At 61.9% G+C, this 19,882-nt stretch carries 19 protein-coding genes; 8 read left to right on the top strand and 11 right to left on the bottom strand.

The genetic code is table 11. The features are described 5' to 3' along the window. Window positions 1–14: 14 nt before the first annotated feature. The 4 genes from AB4N53_RS23095 to AB4N53_RS23080 are packed head-to-tail and all read left to right on the top strand — an operon-like array spanning window position 15 to window position 2,813. The gene (locus tag AB4N53_RS23095) at window positions 15–899 is read left to right on the top strand and encodes a type II secretion system F family protein (protein ID WP_460123668.1); all 885 of its coding nucleotides are present in this window, start codon (window positions 15–17) and stop codon (window positions 897–899) included. A gap of 1 nt (window position 900) precedes the next feature. Further along, window positions 901–1,785 carry a type II secretion system F family protein gene (locus AB4N53_RS23090; RefSeq protein WP_460123665.1) on the top strand — a complete coding sequence of 295 codons (885 nt, stop codon included), beginning with the start codon at window positions 901–903 and terminating at the stop codon, window positions 1,783–1,785. A gap of 23 nt (window positions 1,786–1,808) precedes the next feature. Further along, entirely contained in the window at window positions 1,809–2,531 is a 723-nt protein-coding gene (locus AB4N53_RS23085) for a tetratricopeptide repeat protein (RefSeq protein WP_071174298.1), read from the top strand. Between the two features lie 9 nt (window positions 2,532–2,540). After that, window positions 2,541–2,813 carry a DUF3613 domain-containing protein gene (locus AB4N53_RS23080; protein ID WP_130927037.1) on the top strand — a complete coding sequence of 91 codons (273 nt, stop codon included), beginning with the start codon at window positions 2,541–2,543 and terminating at the stop codon, window positions 2,811–2,813. Window positions 2,814–2,957: 144 nt separating this feature from the next. On the opposite strand, the gene AB4N53_RS23075 is transcribed toward AB4N53_RS23080, so the two are convergent. From AB4N53_RS23075 to AB4N53_RS23065, 3 genes are all read right to left on the bottom strand, one after another. Then, entirely contained in the window at window positions 2,958–3,320 is a 363-nt protein-coding gene (locus tag AB4N53_RS23075; protein ID WP_460123660.1) for a DUF6124 family protein, read from the bottom strand. 924 nt (window positions 3,321–4,244) lie between these two features. Continuing rightward, window positions 4,245–5,024, bottom strand: coding sequence for a response regulator (locus AB4N53_RS23070; protein WP_460123657.1), 780 nt, complete (start codon window positions 5,022–5,024; stop codon window positions 4,245–4,247). A gap of 107 nt (window positions 5,025–5,131) precedes the next feature. Continuing rightward, on the bottom strand, window positions 5,132–5,602 hold the full coding sequence (locus AB4N53_RS23065; protein WP_460123654.1) for a prepilin peptidase: 471 nt from the start codon (window positions 5,600–5,602) through the stop codon (window positions 5,132–5,134). A gap of 75 nt (window positions 5,603–5,677) precedes the next feature. Here AB4N53_RS23065 and AB4N53_RS23060 point away from each other — a divergent pair, with 75 nt between their 5' ends. Together AB4N53_RS23060 and AB4N53_RS23055 are read left to right on the top strand one after the other, a co-directional pair. Beyond that, window positions 5,678–6,124 carry a TadE/TadG family type IV pilus assembly protein gene (locus tag AB4N53_RS23060; protein ID WP_282384933.1) on the top strand — a complete coding sequence of 149 codons (447 nt, stop codon included), beginning with the start codon at window positions 5,678–5,680 and terminating at the stop codon, window positions 6,122–6,124. Then, window positions 6,121–8,883, top strand: coding sequence for a PAS domain-containing sensor histidine kinase (locus AB4N53_RS23055; RefSeq protein ID WP_460123649.1), 2,763 nt, complete (start codon window positions 6,121–6,123; stop codon window positions 8,881–8,883). Before AB4N53_RS23060 ends, AB4N53_RS23055 begins: the two co-directional genes overlap by 4 nt. Here the strand turns inward: AB4N53_RS23055 and AB4N53_RS23050 are convergent. The 5 genes from AB4N53_RS23050 to AB4N53_RS23030 form a co-directional block, all read right to left on the bottom strand. Further along, window positions 8,868–10,865, bottom strand: coding sequence for a pilus assembly protein TadG-related protein (locus AB4N53_RS23050; protein ID WP_460123646.1), 1,998 nt, complete (start codon window positions 10,863–10,865; stop codon window positions 8,868–8,870). The genes AB4N53_RS23055 and AB4N53_RS23050 overlap by 16 nt on opposite strands. A gap of 347 nt (window positions 10,866–11,212) precedes the next feature. After that, window positions 11,213–11,770 (bottom strand): DUF4136 domain-containing protein, encoded by a 558-nt coding sequence (locus AB4N53_RS23045; protein ID WP_460123643.1) that lies wholly within the window; start codon window positions 11,768–11,770, stop codon window positions 11,213–11,215. A gap of 41 nt (window positions 11,771–11,811) precedes the next feature. Next, the gene (locus AB4N53_RS23040; protein ID WP_460123640.1) at window positions 11,812–12,423 is read right to left on the bottom strand and encodes a DUF4136 domain-containing protein; all 612 of its coding nucleotides are present in this window, start codon (window positions 12,421–12,423) and stop codon (window positions 11,812–11,814) included. 12 nt (window positions 12,424–12,435) lie between these two features. Further along, a complete protein-coding gene (locus tag AB4N53_RS23035; RefSeq protein WP_460123637.1) occupies window positions 12,436–13,185 on the bottom strand; it encodes a methyltransferase domain-containing protein in 750 nt (249 codons plus the stop codon). Further along, entirely contained in the window at window positions 13,185–13,487 is a 303-nt protein-coding gene (locus tag AB4N53_RS23030) for a MazG-like family protein (protein WP_016771852.1), read from the bottom strand. Before AB4N53_RS23030 ends, AB4N53_RS23035 begins: the two co-directional genes overlap by 1 nt. Window positions 13,488–13,731: 244 nt before the next feature. On the opposite strand from AB4N53_RS23030, the gene AB4N53_RS23025 reads away from it, so the two are divergent. Both AB4N53_RS23025 and AB4N53_RS23020 read left to right on the top strand, forming a co-directional pair. Next, the gene (locus AB4N53_RS23025; protein WP_073471796.1) at window positions 13,732–14,025 is read left to right on the top strand and encodes a hypothetical protein; all 294 of its coding nucleotides are present in this window, start codon (window positions 13,732–13,734) and stop codon (window positions 14,023–14,025) included. A 136-nt stretch (window positions 14,026–14,161) separates the two neighbouring features. After that, window positions 14,162–15,511 (top strand): MATE family efflux transporter, encoded by a 1,350-nt coding sequence (locus AB4N53_RS23020; RefSeq protein WP_460123633.1) that lies wholly within the window; start codon window positions 14,162–14,164, stop codon window positions 15,509–15,511. A 9-nt stretch (window positions 15,512–15,520) separates the two neighbouring features. Here the strand turns inward: AB4N53_RS23020 and AB4N53_RS23015 are convergent, their stop codons facing one another. The 3 genes from AB4N53_RS23015 to speA all read right to left on the bottom strand — a co-directional run bounded on the left by AB4N53_RS23015 (window position 15,521) and on the right by speA (window position 19,796). After that, window positions 15,521–16,312: a DUF4123 domain-containing protein gene (locus AB4N53_RS23015; RefSeq protein ID WP_460123630.1), complete on the bottom strand. Its 792-nt coding sequence runs from the start codon at window positions 16,310–16,312 to the stop codon at window positions 15,521–15,523. Then, window positions 16,309–17,649, bottom strand: coding sequence for a type VI secretion system Vgr family protein (locus AB4N53_RS23010; protein ID WP_460123627.1), 1,341 nt, complete (start codon window positions 17,647–17,649; stop codon window positions 16,309–16,311). Before AB4N53_RS23010 ends, AB4N53_RS23015 begins: the two co-directional genes overlap by 4 nt. Before the next feature lie 233 nt (window positions 17,650–17,882). Continuing rightward, on the bottom strand, window positions 17,883–19,796 hold the full coding sequence (gene speA, locus AB4N53_RS23005; RefSeq protein ID WP_016771856.1) for an arginine decarboxylase: 1,914 nt from the start codon (window positions 19,794–19,796) through the stop codon (window positions 17,883–17,885). Window positions 19,797–19,882 lie beyond the last annotated feature (86 nt).

Below are 19,882 nucleotides of genomic sequence, written 5' to 3'. Positions count from 1 at the left end.
CGAGGAGCACGCAGATGCTGGGACCGATCATTCTTATCGCCCTCTGCCTGATGCTGCTCGGGCTGTCGGTCTATCTGTTCCTGCAAGGCCTGCGCAAGACCGCGACGGAAAAAGTCCTCGATCGCCTCGCTGCGGGGCAACCGCAATTGACCGTGGAGCAGACGAAATGGGTGGGATTGGAGCGCATGTTTTTGCGTGCCGGCCTCGGTCGGCCGAGCGAGCGTTTCGGCCTGTGGCTGAGCCTGTGGGCGGCGGCGATGGGCCTGGGATTTCTGCTCGGGAGCTGGGTTGGTTGGCTGATCATGTTGATCGTCCCGCCGGTGGCGTTGCGGCTGTACATCGCCATTCGCTACCGACGGCGCATCCGCCGCATGATCGAGCAACTGCCGCAACTGCTCGACCATACCGTGCGCAGCCTCAAGTCCGGGCGCACGCTCAGCGATGCGGTGCTGGGCGGCATCGAAGCCAGCGAGGATCCCTTGAAAGCGGCCATGGGCCGGGTGCAGCGCAACGTGCAACTGGGGGTGAACTTGCCGGAAGCCATCAGCGATTTTGCCGAACTCTACGAGCAGGACGAACTGCGCATGTTCGCCCTCGGCCTGAAGGTCAATCACCGCTACGGCGGCAACGCCAGTGAACTGCTGGAGAACCTGATCAAACTGATCCGCGAGCGCGACCAGGGCGCGCGGCAGTTGCGCGCGCTGACCGGGGAAACGCGCATGACCGCTTGGGTGCTCGGTTTGCTACCGCTGATTCTGGTGAGCTATTTCATGCTGACCAACCCTGGCTACATGCTCGGCATGTGGCACGACGAAAGCGGCCAGACCATGCTGCTCAGCGCCGCCGTGTTGCAGGTGCTCGGCAGTCTGGCGCTGTGGCGCATGTTGCGGAGCGTTTGAGATGGTCTGGCTCGCGGCGTTGCTGTTGCTCCTCGGTTCGCTGTTATTGCTGGGCAATCACCTGCTCACCGAGCGCCGCCGCGTGCGACAGGTGCATCAGCGCTTGCACGGTCAATTGGTCCGGGAGAATCGTTTCGGCCACTGGCTGCGCGCGCTGGGTAACAGCCGTTTCGGCCGGGGCTCGGTGAGCATCGACAGCGAAACCCAGACCCTGCTCGGCCGCCTCGGCTGGCGCCGCGCCAATGAGCGCGCGTTGTTCGCCGCCTGTCAGATCGGCACGCCGCTGCTCGCTCTGGGTCTGGCGATCTTTTTGCAGGAAGTGTTTTTCCCGCAGACCAGCCATCGCTGGATGGCGCCGATGTTCGCTGCGGGCGGCGGCTATCTCTTGCCCAAACGCCTGCTCGCCTACGCCGCCGCCCGCCGGCAGAAAACCATCGCCGTGGAAATCTCTACGTTCATTCCGCTGCTGCGCATCCTCTTCGAATCCGGCATGGCCGTTGAACAAGCGTTGCGCGTGCTCAGCGTCGAAGCGCAGAAACTGCTGCCGGAGCTGACCAGCGAACTACGCCTGATCCTCAGCCGCGTCGACTCCGGTCTGGAGCTGGGGCAGGAGCTGAACAAGACCGCAGTGATGCTCGCGGTGGACGAATTTACCGACACCTGCGTGATCCTTCAGCAACTGATCCACCAGGGCGGCGGCGCGATGAAATCGCTGCTGGCGCTCAAGCAATTGCTGGATGAGCGACGCCTGACCCGGCTGCAGGAATACATCTCGAAAATGTCGGCGAAGATGTCGGTGGTGATGATGCTGTTTCTGTTTCCTGCCCTGCTGATCGTACTGGCCGGCCCGGGCTTCACCGCCATTGCCCGCGCCTTCGCAAACTGACCTTGGCTCATGGAGAGCGTTTGATGAAAGTACTGATAGTCATGGCAAGTCTGTTGCTGCTCAGCGGCTGCGCCACGGACGGCCAGGCGCCGTGGACCTCGCTGCTGTCGCCGTCCAGCTGCAGCAAACTGACCTCGGAGCAGGAACTGTCGCTGAACCTCGCCGATGATCTGGCCAGCGACGGCAAGCTCCACGCCAGCCTCGCCAACCTGCAAAGCCTGCCGGACAACCTCAGCGAAGTGCGCCTGCGCAAAGCCAAGGTCTATCGCCTGCTCGGTCGTAGCGAAGCCGAGCCGCTCTACCGCAGCCTGCTCGGCGGCTGCCTCACCGCCCAGGCCGAACACGGCCTCGGCCAGGTCTACGCCGCCCGTGGCGACAACGGCCAAGCCCAGGCCCACCTGCAACGCGCCGCGCGCCTGGCACCCACCGACGAGAAAATCCGCAATGACCTGGGCGTGGTCTACCTCAATCAACTACGCCTCAACGAAGCGAAATTCGAATTCCTCACCGCCATCGAACTGAGCCAGAACAATCAACTGGCGACGCTGAACATGGTCACCCTGCTGCTCTACCAGAACGACTGGCCACAAGCCGCGGAAATCGTCAGCCGCTCGAAACTGACCCCGGAACAATTCACCGAAGCGCAGCAACGCGCGGAAAAACTCAAAGCCCCAACCAACGCCAAAGCCACACCCGGCGACCGCGTCGCCGCATTCATCGACCCGCTACCGCCGACGCTCAAATAGGAGACAGCCATGACCATCCGCAAAGGCCTGTGCTACCTGACCCTGCTCACCCTGCCCCTCGGCGCCCACGCCATCGACACGGGCCCGGCCTCGGCGCAACAACAGGAAACCGAAGGCTGGCTGGTCCTGCAAAGCCGCAACAAAGCCGCCTCGCCGAAACCTCAGAGTGCAACAGCCACCGAACGCGAACTGGCGATGCAGCGCTGGCTGAAGAAATACCAATACGAGATCCCGGATTTTTATGATCCGGATGCGGGCGGGAAGATCGAGAGCAAGAATTAGTTTGTTGGTGCCCTTGAAGGCCCCTTCGCGAGCAGGCTCGCTCCCACATTCGACCGCGTTGGTGTTCTTGAGGCTCGCTCCCACAGTTTGCAATGCATTTCCCCTGTGGGAGCGAGCCTGCTCGCGAAGAACGATAACGCGGTTTCAGCGCTGCGGATCAACCCGATCCAGCGCCCGATTCACCGCCAATTCCGCCAACATGACAATTTGCTGAATCGCCAACGCCGTGCTGCGCTGAAACCCGCTCAACTCGCCAGCGAAATTACTCGCCATGGCACTCGCTGATGCCAGCGACTCACAGGCATGCGCCAACAGGCTTTCGGTATCGACATTGGGCGCCACCATGAACAGCGTGCTGGGCGGTTGCGGTTTTGCGGGTTCGGGGCAGAGATAGAAATCGAGCGCGCGTTTTATCGCTTCGCGGTTTTTCACCAGATCGTCGGCGCGCATGGCGTCTTCGAGCGGGGTGGTGGGGGATGGGGGTGGGTCTGGGATCAGTTTGTCCATGAGAACTCCTACTTGGCTGTGACGCCCTCTTCTGTCGTTTCCACACGACAAAAGGTGGCAGCTGTACGCAGGGTGGAAAACCGATAAGTAGGCAACCGGCCAGACCAAAGTCTGCCCACGCACAGCCGCCGCGACACAGTTTGCAGACGAACGAACCCGCCGACAACGATTACGGTAGCAATGCAAAGCATCTACTTGAATTTCAGGTTTCCACACCTGGCCGCTGAGTTGCCAGCGACAGCCAGAGACTAGTGACCCGACGTCCGACGGACAACCTGAAAACTTTGTGGGAAGGTTCTGGTTACCTTGAAACAGATTTAAACGACTTCGAGTTATCGGCCGACCGGCTGGCCTCATCGCGAGCAGGCTTACTCCCACAGAACAGCAAAAGCAAAGCAAAAGTAAAAGCAAAAGCAAAATCAAAATCAAAATCAAAAGATCGCAGCCTTCGGCAGCTCCTACAGTTAGATCGCGTAAGACTCAAAAACAGGTCGGCTGTCAGGCCGCCTTCGCGAGCAGGCTCGCTCCCACAGAAAGCAAAAGCAGCGCAGCTGCCCGCGGCGAAGCCGCACCACTCAACAATGAGCGCAAGCTCGAGTAGATTTTGATCTTGGAGCCCGTCGGCAGGCTGAGTGGAGGGATTGATCCGGGCGTGGGAGCGCAGCGACCGTACGACGCAGTCGTACACAGCGGAAGGAGGTGCAGCGAAGCAAACCGTAGCCGCTGCGCCAGGATCGATCCCGGAGCGAAGGAACCCCGAGCCCCAGCGAGCGGGCCGAACGTCAGGGCGAAGACCTTTTGGTTCCTTTTGGGGCGTTTGCCAAAAGGGACTCGCCGTAAGGGCGAAACCGCCAGCCGCAACACCCGAAGAAACGGATATTCACCCCACCCACCCAAAGCATGGTCGGCCCAAAGGCCGCCAAGTCAATGAGCCGTAACGCGCTGCCGCCCCGCCGAACTACCAGGAGAAAGGGCCAAAGCCAACTGCGTCCGATTATGCATATGCGTCAACCGCAACACCTGCGACACATACAGCTTCACCGTGTTCTCGGTAATCCCCAACTCACAGGCAATCTGATAATTGGTCTGCCCCTTGCCCACCAACCGCGCCACGTCCAACTGCCTGGGCGACAACTGACTGAACACCGCCGGCATCTCGGCAGAATCAGGCTCGCCCTCACTCACCACTGGCACGGGCGAGCGCCGCACCTTGTCCAGGTCCTGATAAAGGTCATCAATCGACTCGGACAAAAACTGCAACTTCTGATTCAAATGCCCAAGGTGCAAATTCTTCTGCCGTTCCTGCAAAGCCAGTTCCTGGCGCTGCACACCCTCAAGCAACTCAGCCAGATCAATCGGCTTCTGATAGTAATCGGCAATGCCCGCACGCAACGCCTTGATCACATCCTGCTTGTCAGCGCGCCCGGTGAGCATGATCGCCTCGAACACCCGCTGCTTGCCAGCCAGCATCTGCAACGTCTGGATCAACTTGATACCGTCCATGTCCGGCATGTGCAAATCGCTCAGCACCAGACCGATGTCCGGGTCCGCCCTGAACAGCTCGACGGCTTCAAGACTCGAGTCGCACGGCACGCAACGGTAGCCACTGCTCTCGAGAAACTCACAGAGTTCTTCGACGATCAGCGGCTGATCATCGACCACGAGGATTTTTACCGCATTAGGCTTGTTCACGAACCACTCCATTTGCTCGGGTCAACGCTGACGATTCCTGCACTTTGGTGGCGTATTCGCCTGAATTGAAAGTAGACCCACTTTCCGACTATGTACATAGCACTAGTGGCACCCCGCAATCAGGTGATCCAGTACAGCGAGAGCACCACACCTACCCACACGAACGGCGCAAATGGCAGCTTTTTTGACTTGTCCGGAGCGAGATGGCGTAAATGCTCTCTAAGCCCTTGACCGATATGGGGCCAGACTTTTGGCGCAAGCAGCAGCCATATCACGCTGGCGACTCCAGCACCGATAAACGCGCCAAGAACGAATATGCCGTTCGTCGCAAGAGCCAGGGCTGTCATTAATTTCACATCGCCGGCGCCCATGCGTCCCAAGGCGTAACCGGGCATCGTCAGCAGCAAAGCAATCAGGCAGGCCCATCCACCCTGCCCTGCCTCAGCGCCCAACCAAGTGGTGCCGGTCGCCAGCAACCAGAGCAGCGCCAACGCACCTGCGCCCAAGGTCAACAGGTTGGAAATTCGCCGCTGCCGGGCATCTTGGGCGGCGCAGATCGCCAGCCAGATCAGAACAAGAGAAATCTGCATCCGCTGAAAGCCGTCCGTTTTGCCTGAATGATTCTATGCTGATACTACGCAGTGACTGTCAGGGTAGACGCACGCATGAAAAACGGCTTTCGCAGGTCGCAAAAAGGTGCGGTGGCGATCGAGTTCGCCTTGGTGTTCATCATCTTTTTCGCAGTGTTTTACGGGTTGGTCAGCTATGGCCTGCCCTTCGTGATGATGCAATCTTTCAACCAGGCCACCGCTGAGGCGGTGCGCCGCAGCGTTGCGGTCGACCCGACCACGCCGAACTATTCGACGGTGCTGGTCAACACCGCCAATGCTGCGCTGACCCAACAACTGCAATGGCTGCCCTCGGCCTTGAATCTGGTGGTCGGCACCGACACCAGTGCGGCGTACGACGCGGGGACTGGCACCCTGACCGTCAGCGTCAATTACCCGGTGAGCAAGCTCAACCAGATCATGCCGTTTCTGGTGCTGCCGGGTATTGGCACGGTGCCCAATCTGCCCACGCACCTGACCGCCCGCTCGAGCCTGCAATTTTGACCGCCGGCGATAAGCTCTTCGGACGTTTGCTCAAGCGTGCCCCCAGCGCTGTTCTTGATCTGCCCGACCACCTCGGCGCGCCGCCCACCGGCCTGCATTTTTATCTGAATGGCGACGGCGAGGTGCTGCAGATCGCCGGCCCGCTGCGACATTTGCTCGCCCAGCACAAACCCCAGGGGCAGCCTCTGCCGCTCAGCGCCTATCTGCTGCCGCATAGCCTGTTGAGCGTGGAAGGTCCGCCGCGCGACTGGCAAGGACAATTGCTCGATCTCGACTTCCCCGGCCTGAATGCTCAGCCGCTGCACCTGCGTGGTTGGGTGCAGCCGCTGAGTGATGGCTGGCTGTTGCAGATGCTCGACATCGCCGACCTGCTGCTCGAACGTCAGCAATCGCGCGACCGCGACGCCTGCCAGACTCTCGCCGCGCAGGTCAGCGATCATCTGCGCACATGCAGCCTGACGCGCCTGCCGACGGTGCTCGGCGAACAATTGCAGGCGATCGCCCAGCGCTGGCATATCCCCTGCCTCGCCGTGGCCTTGCTCGATGAACAGGCCCAGGGCTGGCAGATTCATCAACAGTTTCGTGGCCACGATGCTCCGCTACTGTGGGAGGACGGCCAGCCGTTGGGCACGCCACTGGACAGTCTCAACGGCAGCGCGCCGCAACGCCTCGCCGGCCAGCAGGGGCGCTATGAACATTCACGATTGCAGGCCACGTTCGGCAACGCCAACGGTTTCGCCGTGCCTTACAGCAATGACCAGGGCGTGGTCGCGTGGCTGCTCTGTGGGTTTTATACGGTCGACAACGTGGCGCCATGGCTGACCGATCGCGACTGGCTGACCCTGGCCGGCGCGCTGGCCGGGCCGCTGCTCAGCCGCTTGCGCGAGCGACGCCATGGGCAATCGATGGAGCGTCTTGATTCCCTGCAAAACCTGCTTGGCGCCGGCTGGTGGGAAATCAGTACCGAAGAGCAGATTGCACTGGCGCCGACGCTGGCCTCGGCACTGAATCTCAGCGATCGCCTGCTGCCGGTAGAAGATTGGCTGTCGCTGTTTCATCCCGCCGACCGCGACGAGTTGCGCAGCCGGTTGCGCGCCCTACAGTTGCAGGGAGAAGCGCTGACCCTGAGCGTGCGTCTGCACCGCGCGGAGGTCGGCGCAGCAGCGACGTGGTATCGGATTCAGGGCCAGGTCAGCGGCACCGGTGAGCATCGGCGCCTGGTCGGGTTCATGCTCGATATCAGCGACATCCAGAATCAACAGCAGCGCGCCGCTGCCGCCCATGCGCGACTGGATAATCTGATCGCCAGTTCGCCGGCGGTGATTTACGTGCAGCGTTATGAGGAAGGCGCGCTGGTCCCGGCGTTTTTCAGCGCCAGCCTGCAACCCTTGCTGGGCTGGACGCTGGAGGATTGCGACGCGGCAACGCTGGTCGAGCACGTGCACCCCGACGACCGTGAACTGTATTTCCAGCGCAACCGCGAGCTGCTGCGTGAAGGTTCGGTACGTGCGCGTTATCGCTTGCGAGACAGTCGTGGCGACTATCACTGGCTGCTCGATGAGGCAAAACTACTGCGCAACGATCTCGGCCTGCCGGTCGAGGCGGTGGGCTTGTGGCTGGACGTCACCGACGCGACGCTGGCCGCCGAGCAGGTCTTGCAGAGCGAGGAGCGCTATCGGATTCTGGTCGAGGATTCGCCGGCGATGATCTGCCGCTATCGCCCGGACCTGACGTTAGTCTTTGGCAACCGACCGTTGGCGACTTATCTGGAATGCACCCCGGAACAACTGCCCGGGGTTGATCTCGGTGGCTGGATGTCCGTAGAACAGCGCGCCGCGTTTGTTCAGCGCCTCAGCCAACTGACGCCGGAACAGCCAGTGAGTACTGCGGAAATCAGCCTGCAATTGCCCGGACGCGAACACGCCTGGTGGGTCTGGTCGGATCGCGGCGTGTTTGACGACCAAGGTCAGTTGATTGAAGTGCAAGCCGTCGGCAGGGACAACACCGAGGTGCGCCGCTCGCAACAGCAACTCACGCAGAGCGCGAAAATGGCCACCCTCGGCGAAATGGCCACCGGCCTCGCCCACGAGATCAATCAGCCGTTGAACGTGATGCGCATGGCCATCGTCAACGTGCTCAAGCGCCTCGGCAACGGAGATGTGCAGGTTGATTACCTGACCGACAAACTCAATCGCATCGACGCCCAGGTGCAGCGTGCGGCGAAGGTGGTCGACCACATGCGTGTGTTCGGCCGTCGCTCGGAAATCGAACAGCAGTTGTTCAACCCGGCCCAGGCCATCGACGGCACCTTGTCGCTACTGGCCGAGGGCATGCGTGGCAAAGGTGTCGATCTGCGCATCAGCGAGACCGGCTTCGAGGCGCAGGTGCGTGGTTACGTCGATCAGTTGGAACAGGTGTTGATCAACCTGATGGTCAACGCCCGCGACGCCCTGCTTGGCAAACGCGACAACGACTCAGCGTTCAAGCCGTGGATTTCGATCTATGCCGAGCGTGACGAGGAAAGCGTGCGGTTGTGGGTCGAGGACAATGGCGGCGGCATTGATCCGCGTTTGCTCGAGCGGATCTTCGAGCCGTTCTTCACCACCAAACCGATCGGCGTCGGCACCGGTCTGGGCCTGTCGGTGAGCTACGGCATCATCGCCAACATGGGCGGGCAATTGAGCGTGCGCAACTCCACGGAGGGGGCGCGGTTCTGCATCGAATTGCCGATCGCCAGCGACGATCAGATCACCAGGTAAGCCTTGCCGGTCTGCCCGCAGGTCATGTTGGCGCCCACCTCGGTGTTCATCAGGTTGATGCCCAGGCCCTTGAGCAGATTATTCAGCAGCGGGTCGAGCAATGGGCTGATCAAACCGGTGACCACTGGCAACAAGCGGTTGCTGACGTCACCGATCAACGAAGCCACACCGGTGACGATAGCGCCCAGCGGATTGCTGCCCACGGGTTTGTAGACGATCAGGTTGATGCCGGACAGGGTGTTCGCCAGGCTGCCGACGATGTTGCTGGTCGGCGCGGCCGGTAGCACGCTCGGCGGCAGTTTCAGATTGGCCGGGGTGGCGAAGGGTGTGGTGCTGGAGAACAGCAAATTCTGCGTGGTCTGCGCGACGCTGGTGTCGAGTTTGAGGGCAATGCCGCCGGCGCCGTACTGCACGTGGGAGGAGGCATCGCAACTGCCGATGCCGAGAATCTTGTGGCAGGTGATGATGCCGAGATCAACCAGGGGCAGCGGTGCCACCATTGGTTCGGCGACTGAGGAAAACGCCGCGACGGGATCGATCCTGCCGAGCTTGAGATCAGCCAGAGAGGTTGTGGTGGTAGCGGTCAGGCTTTTGCTGCCGCTGTCGCCGGTCGGGCAGCGGTAATCGGTGACATAGCTTTTCGCCCCGCCGGCATCCAGCGCGATATCGATCTGCGGTGAGGGCAGCAGCTTGGGATCGAGCTGCTTGCAACCGGCGCCCAACAGGCAGAACACTGAATTGATTGTGTCCACCAGATTCAGGCTCAACAGCGCGTTGAGTGTCGGCGTCAGTGCACCGACCAGGCCCAGCACCGCATTGGTCAGCCCCGTCACCCCCGAGAGCACCGGCAAATTCACCGACAACAACGTGCGCACCTGCGCGGTGCGCACATAAATCCGGTCCGGTCCCAACGGATCGGCCTTGGCCCGCGCCGGGTCGCCAATCGCCGAGAACTGTGGCGGCTCGATCACTTTCACCCGCACCGTGACACCGGCCAGCCCCAGCACATTGACCGGCAAGGTCGCCGCCACCGCGCTTTTGCTGTTGGCCAGTTGCACCACGCCTTGCACCAGTTGCAGCAATTGCAGATTGGCATCCAGCCCCGCCGCCGTGGTGCCGGTTTGCAGTTGCAGGATCTCGCCGAGTCTGACCGGTGCTGCGTTGATAGCGGCGACCTGCAACTGGCCCAGCGCGGTGACCACTTGCGCAGTCGCGCCGTTGAGTTGCACCACCGTCGCTGCGGCCTGAATCAACTGCGTCACCGTTGCCTGGGTGTTGAGCAATTGCGTGTAGTTGCCGACGCCGACGTTGAGGTCGATGGCCAGTTGATCGAGGTATTTGAGCAGGTTGATATCGGTGTGCAGCAAACCGTCCCAGCCCACCGCCGTGAGGTTGACGTTGCCGCCGAGCAACCCGGAAAACAGCGGATTGAGAATGTTCGACTGCGCTGTGTCGATGCTGGCGAGGGTGCTGCGAATATTCAGTTGGGCGACGGTCGGCTGCGGTTTGGCCGCGACTGCCGAAGCATTTAGGGTGGTGTTGAGGCTGACCGGCGTGGCACTGAACAGCGCCTGCACACCGCCAGCAAAACTGGTGGTGACCGTACGACTGGCGGCGACTTTCACCGCCGCCGTTTGCGTGGCATCGACGGTGAAACTGCGCATGCCGCTGCCAGCGGTGGCCAGTGTGCCGCAGGTGGTAGTGAGCGTATTGGCGGCATCCACCACGTAACCGTTGCGCAGCGCACTCTGCCCGGCATAACTGGCGGCGCTCAGCCCGGGCAGGCAATTGCCACCGCGACTGACCGCTTCGAGGGCGGCCGTATCGACGACCCGCTGCAATTTGCGCTGTTCCATGTACAAGCGGCCGCTGTCGACCACCAGCAACATCATCACCAGCGCCAGACTCAAAGTGGCGGCCGCCATCAAACCGATCGCCCCCCGTTGCCGGGCCGGGCCGTTGCCTTGCGATCCTGGCGACATGGCGCACTCCTTTGCCGGCGCAGTGCCGAGCTACCTGCGTTGGTGAAAATGAGTGTAGACGCGGTCGGTCGAGACTGCTGGCGTCACGCCATTCCATTGTGGGAGCGGGCTTGCTCGCGAAAGCGTCAGGTCAGACAACCAAAATATTGAATGCACCGCCGCCTTCGTGGGCAAGCCCACTCCCACAGGAATCTGCGCCAGGCCCGAGATCACCGGTTCAACACCGAAACCTGTGGGAGCGGGCTTGCTCGCGAAAGCGTCAGGTCAGGCAACCAAAATGTTGAATGTAACGCCGCCTTCGTGAGCAAGCCCACTCCCACAGGAGCTGCCTCAGTTTCAAGAGCTGATCAACGCGGTGGATAGTTGGCCAGGATCCGCGCCACGGTCTCGCGAATGGCATTGCTGCGATCGGCCGGATTCGGGCGGCTGCTAAGCATTTGTTCATCGCTGCCGCGCCAGACCAGTTTGCCGTCCTTGCCGTCGAGCAAATCGATCTGAATGGTCGCGACCTTGTAGGTGATGTTGCGCGTTTCGTTGTACATCGGCGCGACCCAGTAGCCGTTCCACGGGCCGCCCCAACCGCCGCCGTAATTGGTCGTCACTTGCTGCTGCCGATCCTCGACGATCAGGTAGGTCTGCACGCTCAAATCTCCCTTGCCACCGCCAGCGGCCGGGCGCAAACCGCGCTGATCGAGTTGATCGGATACCGCTTGGCGGATGCGTTGTTCGGTCAGGTCACTTTTAATGCGCGGATCATCGGGACGGTATTGCAGGGCCGGGTCTTTCCAGCTCCAGCTGCGATAAGCGGCAAAGTCGCGGCTGGCGTCGAAATCGTGATTGACCTGATTGGCGGCGCAGGCACTGAGCAGCGCAGCAACAGCGAGTAGAGCGAGACGGCGGAACATGATGATTCTCCGGATGAAGACATGAACCTGCTGACACGAAGTCAGCTGGGAGGATACGCCGCCATGGCTTTTTCCACAGCCTCGCGAATCGCATCGGCGCGTTCGATCTGATTACCCTGGGTGCCGGTTTCGGCGCTGGCGCTCCACACCGGTTGGCCGTTGCTGGCATCGAACAGATCGACCCGCACCACTACGACCTGCTCTTGGTAGGTGCGCATGACCGGCACTGTGCTGTACATGCCGTAACCGCGACCGTAACGATCATAGCCGCCGTATCCACCGTAGTAGCCGTAGTCGTCGCGAACCTGGCGCAATCGGGTTTCCAGACGCAGGTCGGCGCTGACCAGCAGATCGGCCGGCCGATTGTCGCGCATCGGCCGCAAGCCGCGCTGGTCGAGGGCGTTGCTGACCGCCTCGGCCACCTGCGCCGAATCGGCCCACGCCGTGCCCGGCGGCAACTGCCCGTCGCGCCAGGCCCAATTGCGGTAGCGCCCGTAATCACGCGGCGGCGCCGGGTAGGCGCTGCGGTCGAAGGTGGTGGCGGCTTGCGGCGGTGCCGGCGGCAACGGCCGCGACTGCGCCACGTATGGATTACTGCCCTGACAGGCAGCAATCCCCAGACACATCAGCAATAACCCGCATCGAGCTTTCATGTTGCGCTCCGCTCAGATCGGCCGGCAGATCCAGTGCAAGTAACGCCCAAGCCCGGCAAAGCCTGGGTGACGACGGTGCGCAAGTTCCATTTCCAGCAAGTCCGCCAGTTCGGCGCGGGCCTGGAATTCCACCGGCATGTAATCGTGAAATACCCGTACGCCGCTCTGACTTTCGACCTGCCACATTCCAGCGAGTTGCGTTGCCAATTCCCGTGGGTCGAGAGGCTGCTGGGGAGTCAGGCTCTGCTTTTCGCCAGCCATGACGTTCTTGCGCATTTTCTTGAAATGGCCCTTGAGCAGATTGCGATAAATCAACGCATCACGGTTGTAGAACGCCAGCGACAGCCAGCCGCCGGGCTTGGTCAGTTGATGCAGCACCGGCAGGATCGCGTGGGGCTCGGCGAGCCATTCCAGCACGGCGTGGCAGATCACCAGATCGTAGGGCTCGGTGAGCTGACCGGGCAGTTCCTGCCACGGCGCCTGAATGAATGTCGCGGTGTGTCCGGCTTCGGAAAAACGCTGGCGCGCACCTTCGAGCATCGGTTCGGCCGGCTCGGTGAAGGTGACGTCATGGCCGCGCTCGGCCAGCCACAGCGACATGTGCCCCAGGCCCCCGCCGATATCGAGCACGCGCAGCGGCCGATCTGGCAAGGCCTCGGTCAGATCGGCCTGCAACACCGCGAGGCGAATCGCGCCTTTGGCGCCGCCGTAGATTTTTTCGGCGAAGCGCGTGGCCAACTGGTCGAAATGACGGTCGCTCATCAGCTGAACCGCCGTTCGCTGTCGGCGAGCTTGGCGCGCACCACTTCATTCATGTCCAGACCCAGTTCGCTGCACAGCAGCAACAGATACAGGACGATGTCGCCGACTTCCTGCCCGGCATGCGCGAGTTTGTCCGCCGGCAACTGGCGCGACTGGTCCTCTGTCAGCCACTGGAAGATTTCGACCAGCTCGGCCATTTCCACGCTGGCGGCCATGGCGAGGTTTTTCGGGCTGTGAAATTGCCGCCAGTCATTGCGGTCACGAATGGCGTGCAGGCGTTCGGTCAGTTCTACAAGGTTCATCGGGCTCTCCTGAAGACGCATAGCTTCGGGGGGAAGCGGGCTGAAGGCAAGCAGCGCAGATGATCCATTGTGGGAGCGAGCCTGCTCGCGAAGGCGGTGGATCATCCAGACCGGATTTGCTGACACGCCCCCTTCGCGAACAGGCTCGCTCCCACACATGATCCGGGCAAACCTTCTATCATGCAGGGAACTCGGCCGCCCTCGGCGTGGCCCAAGGCTCAGCTCTTTCATCAGGGATGCACACATGCGTGTAGAAAGCTTTTTCGAATGGCTCGGCCAGGCACTCGGTTCGATCATCCGCTTTATCGTCGATGGCCTCAGTGGTCTGTTCAATATGCTCAGCAATGCCGGCGGCAACTTTGTCGACGGCCTGGCGCAAACGCTGGGGATGGATACTTCGATCATCAGCATCATCGCCCTGATCGTTGGCCTGATGCTGCTGTGGTCGGCGATCCGGGCGTTCATGAACGCGTCGATCATTGCCGGGATCATCTGGTTGCTGCTGGGGTTGTGGTTGTTGAGCTGGATCATCCATTAACATCACCGCCACCCTGTGGGAGCGAGCCTGCTCGCGAATGGCCGGCACAGCCGAAGTCGGTCAGTCTTCGCGAGCAGGCTCGCTCCCACATTGAATGGCTGACTCGCTACAATCCCCGCTCCCCCAAGGAGCCTGCATGTCCTCTCTGATTACCGACTGGCGCGACCGCCCGACTCACCGCAAGGTCTGGGCGCTCGCCGCGCCAATGATCCTTTCCAATATTTCCGTGCCGCTGGTGGCGCTGGTCGACAGCACTGTCATCGGCCACCTGCCGCATGCCCATCAATTGGGTGCGGTGGCGGTCGGCGCCAGTCTGTACACCTTTCTCGCCTGGGCGATGGGTTTTCTGCGCATGGGCACCACCGGTTTTGCCGCGCAGGCTGCCGGGCGCAGCGATGGCGCGGCGTTGCGGCAGATTCTCTTGCAGGGCCTGCTGCTGGCGTTGGGCCTGGCAGTCGTGCTTGGCAGCCTCGGCGTGCCGCTCAGCGGCGTTGCCCTGCACTTCATGCAGCCATCGGCAGAGCTGGATCAATTGACCCGGGAGTTTTTCCACGCGCGCCTGTTCGGCCTGCCCGCCGCGCTGGCGACGTATGCGCTGGTCGGCTGGTTCCTCGGTACGCAGAATGCGCGGGCGCCGCTGGCGATTCTGCTGAGCACCAACCTGATCAACATTGTGCTCAATCTGTGGTTTGTCATCGGCCTGGACTGGGGCGTGGTCGGCTCGGCGCGCGCTTCGGTAATCGCCGAATGGAGCGGTGCCCTGCTCGGTCTATGGCTGACGCGCACGGCGTTGCGCGCCTATCCGGGGCAGATCATCTGGTCGACGTTGAAAGTCTGGCAGAGTTGGCGTCCGCTGCTGGCGGTCAACCGTGACATTTTCATCCGCAGCCTCGCCCTGCAATCGGTGTTCTTCCTGATCACCGTACAGGGCGCGCGGCTCGGCGATGCGACCGTAGCGGCCAATGCGTTGCTGCTCAACGGCCTGCTGCTGACTGCTCACGCACTCGATGGACTGGCCCACGCCGTTGAAGCCTTGTGCGGGCATGCCATCGGCGCCCGGGATCGCCTGGCCTTGCGTCGATCGCTGGTGGTGGCCGGCGGCTGGTCGCTGATCGCCAGCCTCGGATTCGCTGGGCTGTTTCTGCTCGCCGGGCACCTGTTCATCGAGATGCAGACCGACATTCAGAGCGTGCGCGACACGGCTTTCGTCTACCTGCCCTACCTCGCCGTGCTGCCGCTGATTGCAGTGTGGAGTTACCTGCTCGACGGTCTGTTCATCGGCGCCACCCGCGCGCGGGAAATGCGCAACGGCATGCTGCTGACGGTGTTGTTGCTCCTGCCGTTCGCCTGGTTCTTGCAAGCACTGGGCAATCACGGCCTGTGGATATCTTTCCTGCTGTTCATGGTCTTGCGCAGCTTGACCCTCGGCGCTCAAGCCCTGTGGCTGAAACGCAGCGATGGCTGGTTCAGCGGCAAGGCTCACTGACGGCATCAGTCAGTCCGCCGCACCCCACTGCCGACGCAGAAAGTCGAGCCGTTCCGGCTGGGTCAGTCCAGCCGGCGGCACGATCAGCACGGCGCGCGGATTGAGCAGGCGCAGCCACAGCCAGCCATCCAGCACAGCGCGATCACTGAAACCCAGCGCCAGACCTTGTTGCACATGCACGGAGATCGTCTGGTAATCGGCGCTCAGGGATTGGCACCAGCGCCAGATGTGTTGTTCCAGCAGACAGGTTTGCAGGCGCTCACGCTGGCGCCGGGTCAGGCTTTCTTCGATGCCCAGCGGCTCGACGAGCAGGCCGGGATTGCGCAGCTGTTGCCAGCCCTGACTACCGATGGCGCGGTCAGCCCAGGTACCACCAAACCAGCGCAACTGGCGGATCGGCCCGAGCCAGCGACTCAGTTGCGCGGCATCGCAGGCGTCGAAGAAATAGCTGGCGGTCTGCCGGTTGTAATAGCTGAGCAAGGCCCGGTGATTCAAGCCGAACGAGACGGTGAGCATGCGCTGCAAGTGGCTGATCAGCTGCCGCGCCGGTATTTCGCAGCTCAGCAGCAGCCCGCGCCAAGTGTCAGGGTCGCGCAGGCACAAGGCGGTCAAGGCCGGACTCTCGCGCAAGTCGACAAGAACCGGGCCGTGCTCGCTGACCGGTTGAAATTCGGTACCGTCGAACAACCGGTGACGCTGCACATCGGCAAAGCCCTGCCGCAAAGTCAGCAGAGCGCGTGACGCATCAGGGGTATCGAGCAACAGCCATTGCGCCATAGGCTCAAGCGCCGCGCCGCTCATCTTGCGCTGCTCTGATCAAGCGCGGTCAACAGCCGGCAACTGCACACGGACTCGGCGCAGTGGTTGAAGCTGCCGCCGCCCGGCAGCAGGCATAGCAGCAGCAACGGCTCGCCGGACTGCAACAATTGCTGCAGCCCATCGCTCACCAGCAACTGCGGCAACGGGACATCGTCCTCAACCGCATCCTCTGCCAGCGCCGCAGGCTGGAGAACGCCGCTGACCATCGGCTGATCGGGATCGCCTTCGAGGAAACTCACCACGACCTCCACGCCATCGGCCAGCGCCGCTGAAGGCAACTCGCTCAGGGCTGGTGCAAGCGGTAACCAGCAATGGCTAGGCGCTGCGCCTTCGCCCTGATACAGCCAGTCGAATTGCACCGCGACCGGCCGCGAGCGATCGGGTTGCGCTTCATCGACCGAAACCACCCAGGCACGCTGCAGGCTGTGCATGCGCTGCTTGGCTGGCGTTGCGGCGGGCGCACAGACGGGCAGCCGCGCGGCAGCGAACAGGCGATTGCTGTAGGCCGGTTCAAGTGAATGATCGGCACGGTGTTCGATGCGGGTCAGCAACCATGGGCGGTTGCATTCGATGAAGGGATGGCCGTCCAGCGGCAACCATTGACCGCTGCGCAGGGCGGACAAATCGCTGTGGCCTTCGGCATTCGGTCCCCGCTGGCTGGCCTGTGAATCTTCGTGCAGTTGCCACTGGCGTACGGCGCAAGCGACGCAATGCTGCTCATGCTCGCCCTGATAGTGAGCGACGTCTGCCTGCGGCATCCGCGTCGGGTCATCGCCGAATACCAGGCAATGCCTGTCGCGGTGATGCTCGAAGTAATAGTGAATGCGCGCCTCTGCGCAAAGGCGCTGGAGCAGTCGCAGATCGGATTCGCGGTACTGCGTACAGAAGGTGCGCGCGGGGTGGTCGCCGTGCAGGTCGAAACGTCGTTGCAGGCCGACAATACCGTGCTCGCGCAGGACCTGGTCGATGATCTGCGGCACGGAGCGGCCGCTGAAAATGCGCTGACTCAAACGCAGGTCAAGGCAGTCGAGCCTGGGCCCCAGACGCACGCGACTCAAGCGCAGGCCATGGCTGTGCTCATGCTGGACAAGGCTGTGCAATTGCCCGTGCACACCCTGGCCGGGCGGGCCGAAGCACAGGAACGCAGAACGGTGCAGCAGGCCGGCGAGATCCAGATGCGGATCGTCGATCACCACATCGATCTCGAAGGCAAAGGGTTCGCTAAGCGCTTCCCTTCCGGTAAAGGCGAGAACGTCGAAGGGGTCGGACAGGCCCGCTACATCGAGACGAAACGACGGCTCGTTGACTGGATCGAACATGGGCGGATCTCTACAGGGGGGGCGGCCGGGGATTCTCGCCGAGAGGCATGGCCGAGTAGAGAGGCGAAGTACAACTTAGGAAATGACCTACGCGAAAAGCAGACCGGAAGAGTTTGCTGACCGTGATCGCACAGGTTTTCGTGAAAAAATCAGGAGATGTCCCACCGGAATGTCCGAATTTTCCACAACTCGCGGAAAAAAATCGGACAACCCGGGCGGAACGCTATCGGGTCTCAGGAAGACAGATAGGAAGAGCGGGTCAGACCCAGACGCAGTGCATCGAGGAACTGCGTGCGCTCGCTGGCACTGATGCGGGCACTGGCGCATTTGTCGCGGTAGTGCGTCATCAGCTCTTCCGGCGACAGGTGCACGTAACGCAGCATGTCTTCGATGGTGTCGTGGGTTTCGATACCGGCGTGGTACACGCTGCCATCGGCGTTCTGGTAGATGTTCACCGAGTCGGTGTCACCGAACAGGTTATGCATGTCGCCGAGGATTTCCTGATAGGCGCCGACCAGAAACACGCCCAGCAGGTAATCTTCGCCTTCATTCAACGCGTGCACCGGCAGGCTGGTTTCGATGCTCTGCTCGTCAACGTACTGGTTGATCTTGCCGTCGGAGTCGCAGGTCAGATCCTGCAGCACCGCGCGGCGCAGCGGCTCTTCATCGAGGCGATGCAGCGGGATGATCGGCAACACCTGATCGATCGCCCAGGTGTCCGGCAGGCTCTGGAACACCGAGAAGTTGCAGATGTACTTGTCGGCCAGCTTGTCGTTGAGTTCGTCGAGCACCTGGCGGTGCGAACGCTGACGCGCCTTCAGCGAGTTGTGCAAGCGCCGGCACACGGCGAAGTAGCACTGCTCGGCGAGGGCTTTTTCGGCCAGGGTCAGCTTGCCATCGGCGTACTGCGCGGCGACGTCGCTCATATAGTGCGTGGCGCGCCAGTAAGTTTCGGTGACCATTTCGATGTCGGTCGGGCCGAGCAGATCGACCAGCCACTGCACGGTTTCCGGCAGGCTTTCCTTGTTCTCGATCAGCGGGATTTCGTCGTTGTGTTTCTCGACGTCGGTCACCTGCACCACCAGCATCGCGTGGTGCGCGGTCAGCGAGCGGCCGCTTTCGGAGAAGATGTGCGGATGCGGCAGGCTCTGCGCGTCGCAGAATTCCTTGAGCATGCCGACCACGACACCGGCGTAATCGTCCATGTCGTAGTTGATCGAACTGGCGTTGCGCGAGTGGGTGCCGTCGTAGTCGACACCGAGGCCACCGCCGACGTCGATGTGATCGACCGGCAGCCCGAGGTTGCGCAGCTCGCCGTAGTAACGGATCGCTTCCTTGAAGCCGTGCTGATAGTCAGCGAGGTTGGCAATCTGCGAACCCATGTGGAAGTGCAGCAGGCGGATGCCCTGATCCAGGCCGGCGCCACGGAAGCGCTCGACCACCGACAGCAGTTGTGCCGCCGACAGACCGAATTTGGATTTCTCGCCACCGGTGTCCGCCCATTTCGACGAGGCCAGCGACGACAGGCGCACTCGCAGACCCACCTGCGGCTTGACCTTCAGCGAGGCGGCTTCTTCGATCACCAGGCCGACTTCGGATTCTTTCTCGATGACGATGAACACGTTGTGGCCGAGTTTCTGGCCCATCAGCGCCAGGCGAATGAACTCGCGGTCCTTGTAACCGTTGCAGACGATGGTGCCGCCCTTCGGCGCCAGCGCCAGCACCGCCAGCAGCTCAGGCTTGGAGCCGGCTTCCAGACCGATGGAGACGTTCTGGGTGGCGATGATGTTCTCGATCACCGCTTCCTGCTGGTTGACCTTGATCGGGTACAGCGCGGTGTACTTGCTCTGGTATTCCAGGCGTTCGATGTTCGAATCGAAAGCGCCGGTCAACTGACGGACACGGTCTTGCAGGATGTCGGGGAAACGCACCAGCAACGGCAAGGACAAACCGCTCTTGCGCAGTTGGTCGACTTGCTCGAACAGATCGATAGGCGAGCTGCTCGGGCCGTTCGGACGTACTTCGACGCGACCGGCTTCATTGATCGCGAAATACCCGGCCCCCCAATGGCGGATCCCGTAAACGCTGCGGCTGTCCGCAACTGTCCATTGGCTGCCATCGTCTTTACGTGTGCGTCGTACGGACATCGAAGTCCCCTATAAAGAAGTCAGAGTGCGTCGCCTGACGTTCAGGCCGGCGCAGTCTAAAGAATGAAAATGACGGTTCGTCAGTG

It is taken from the genome of Pseudomonas sp. H3_E04, assembly GCF_054668915.1.
The sequence above is the reverse complement of the archived record's forward strand: the minus strand, read 5'-3'. Positions and strand labels throughout refer to the sequence as shown.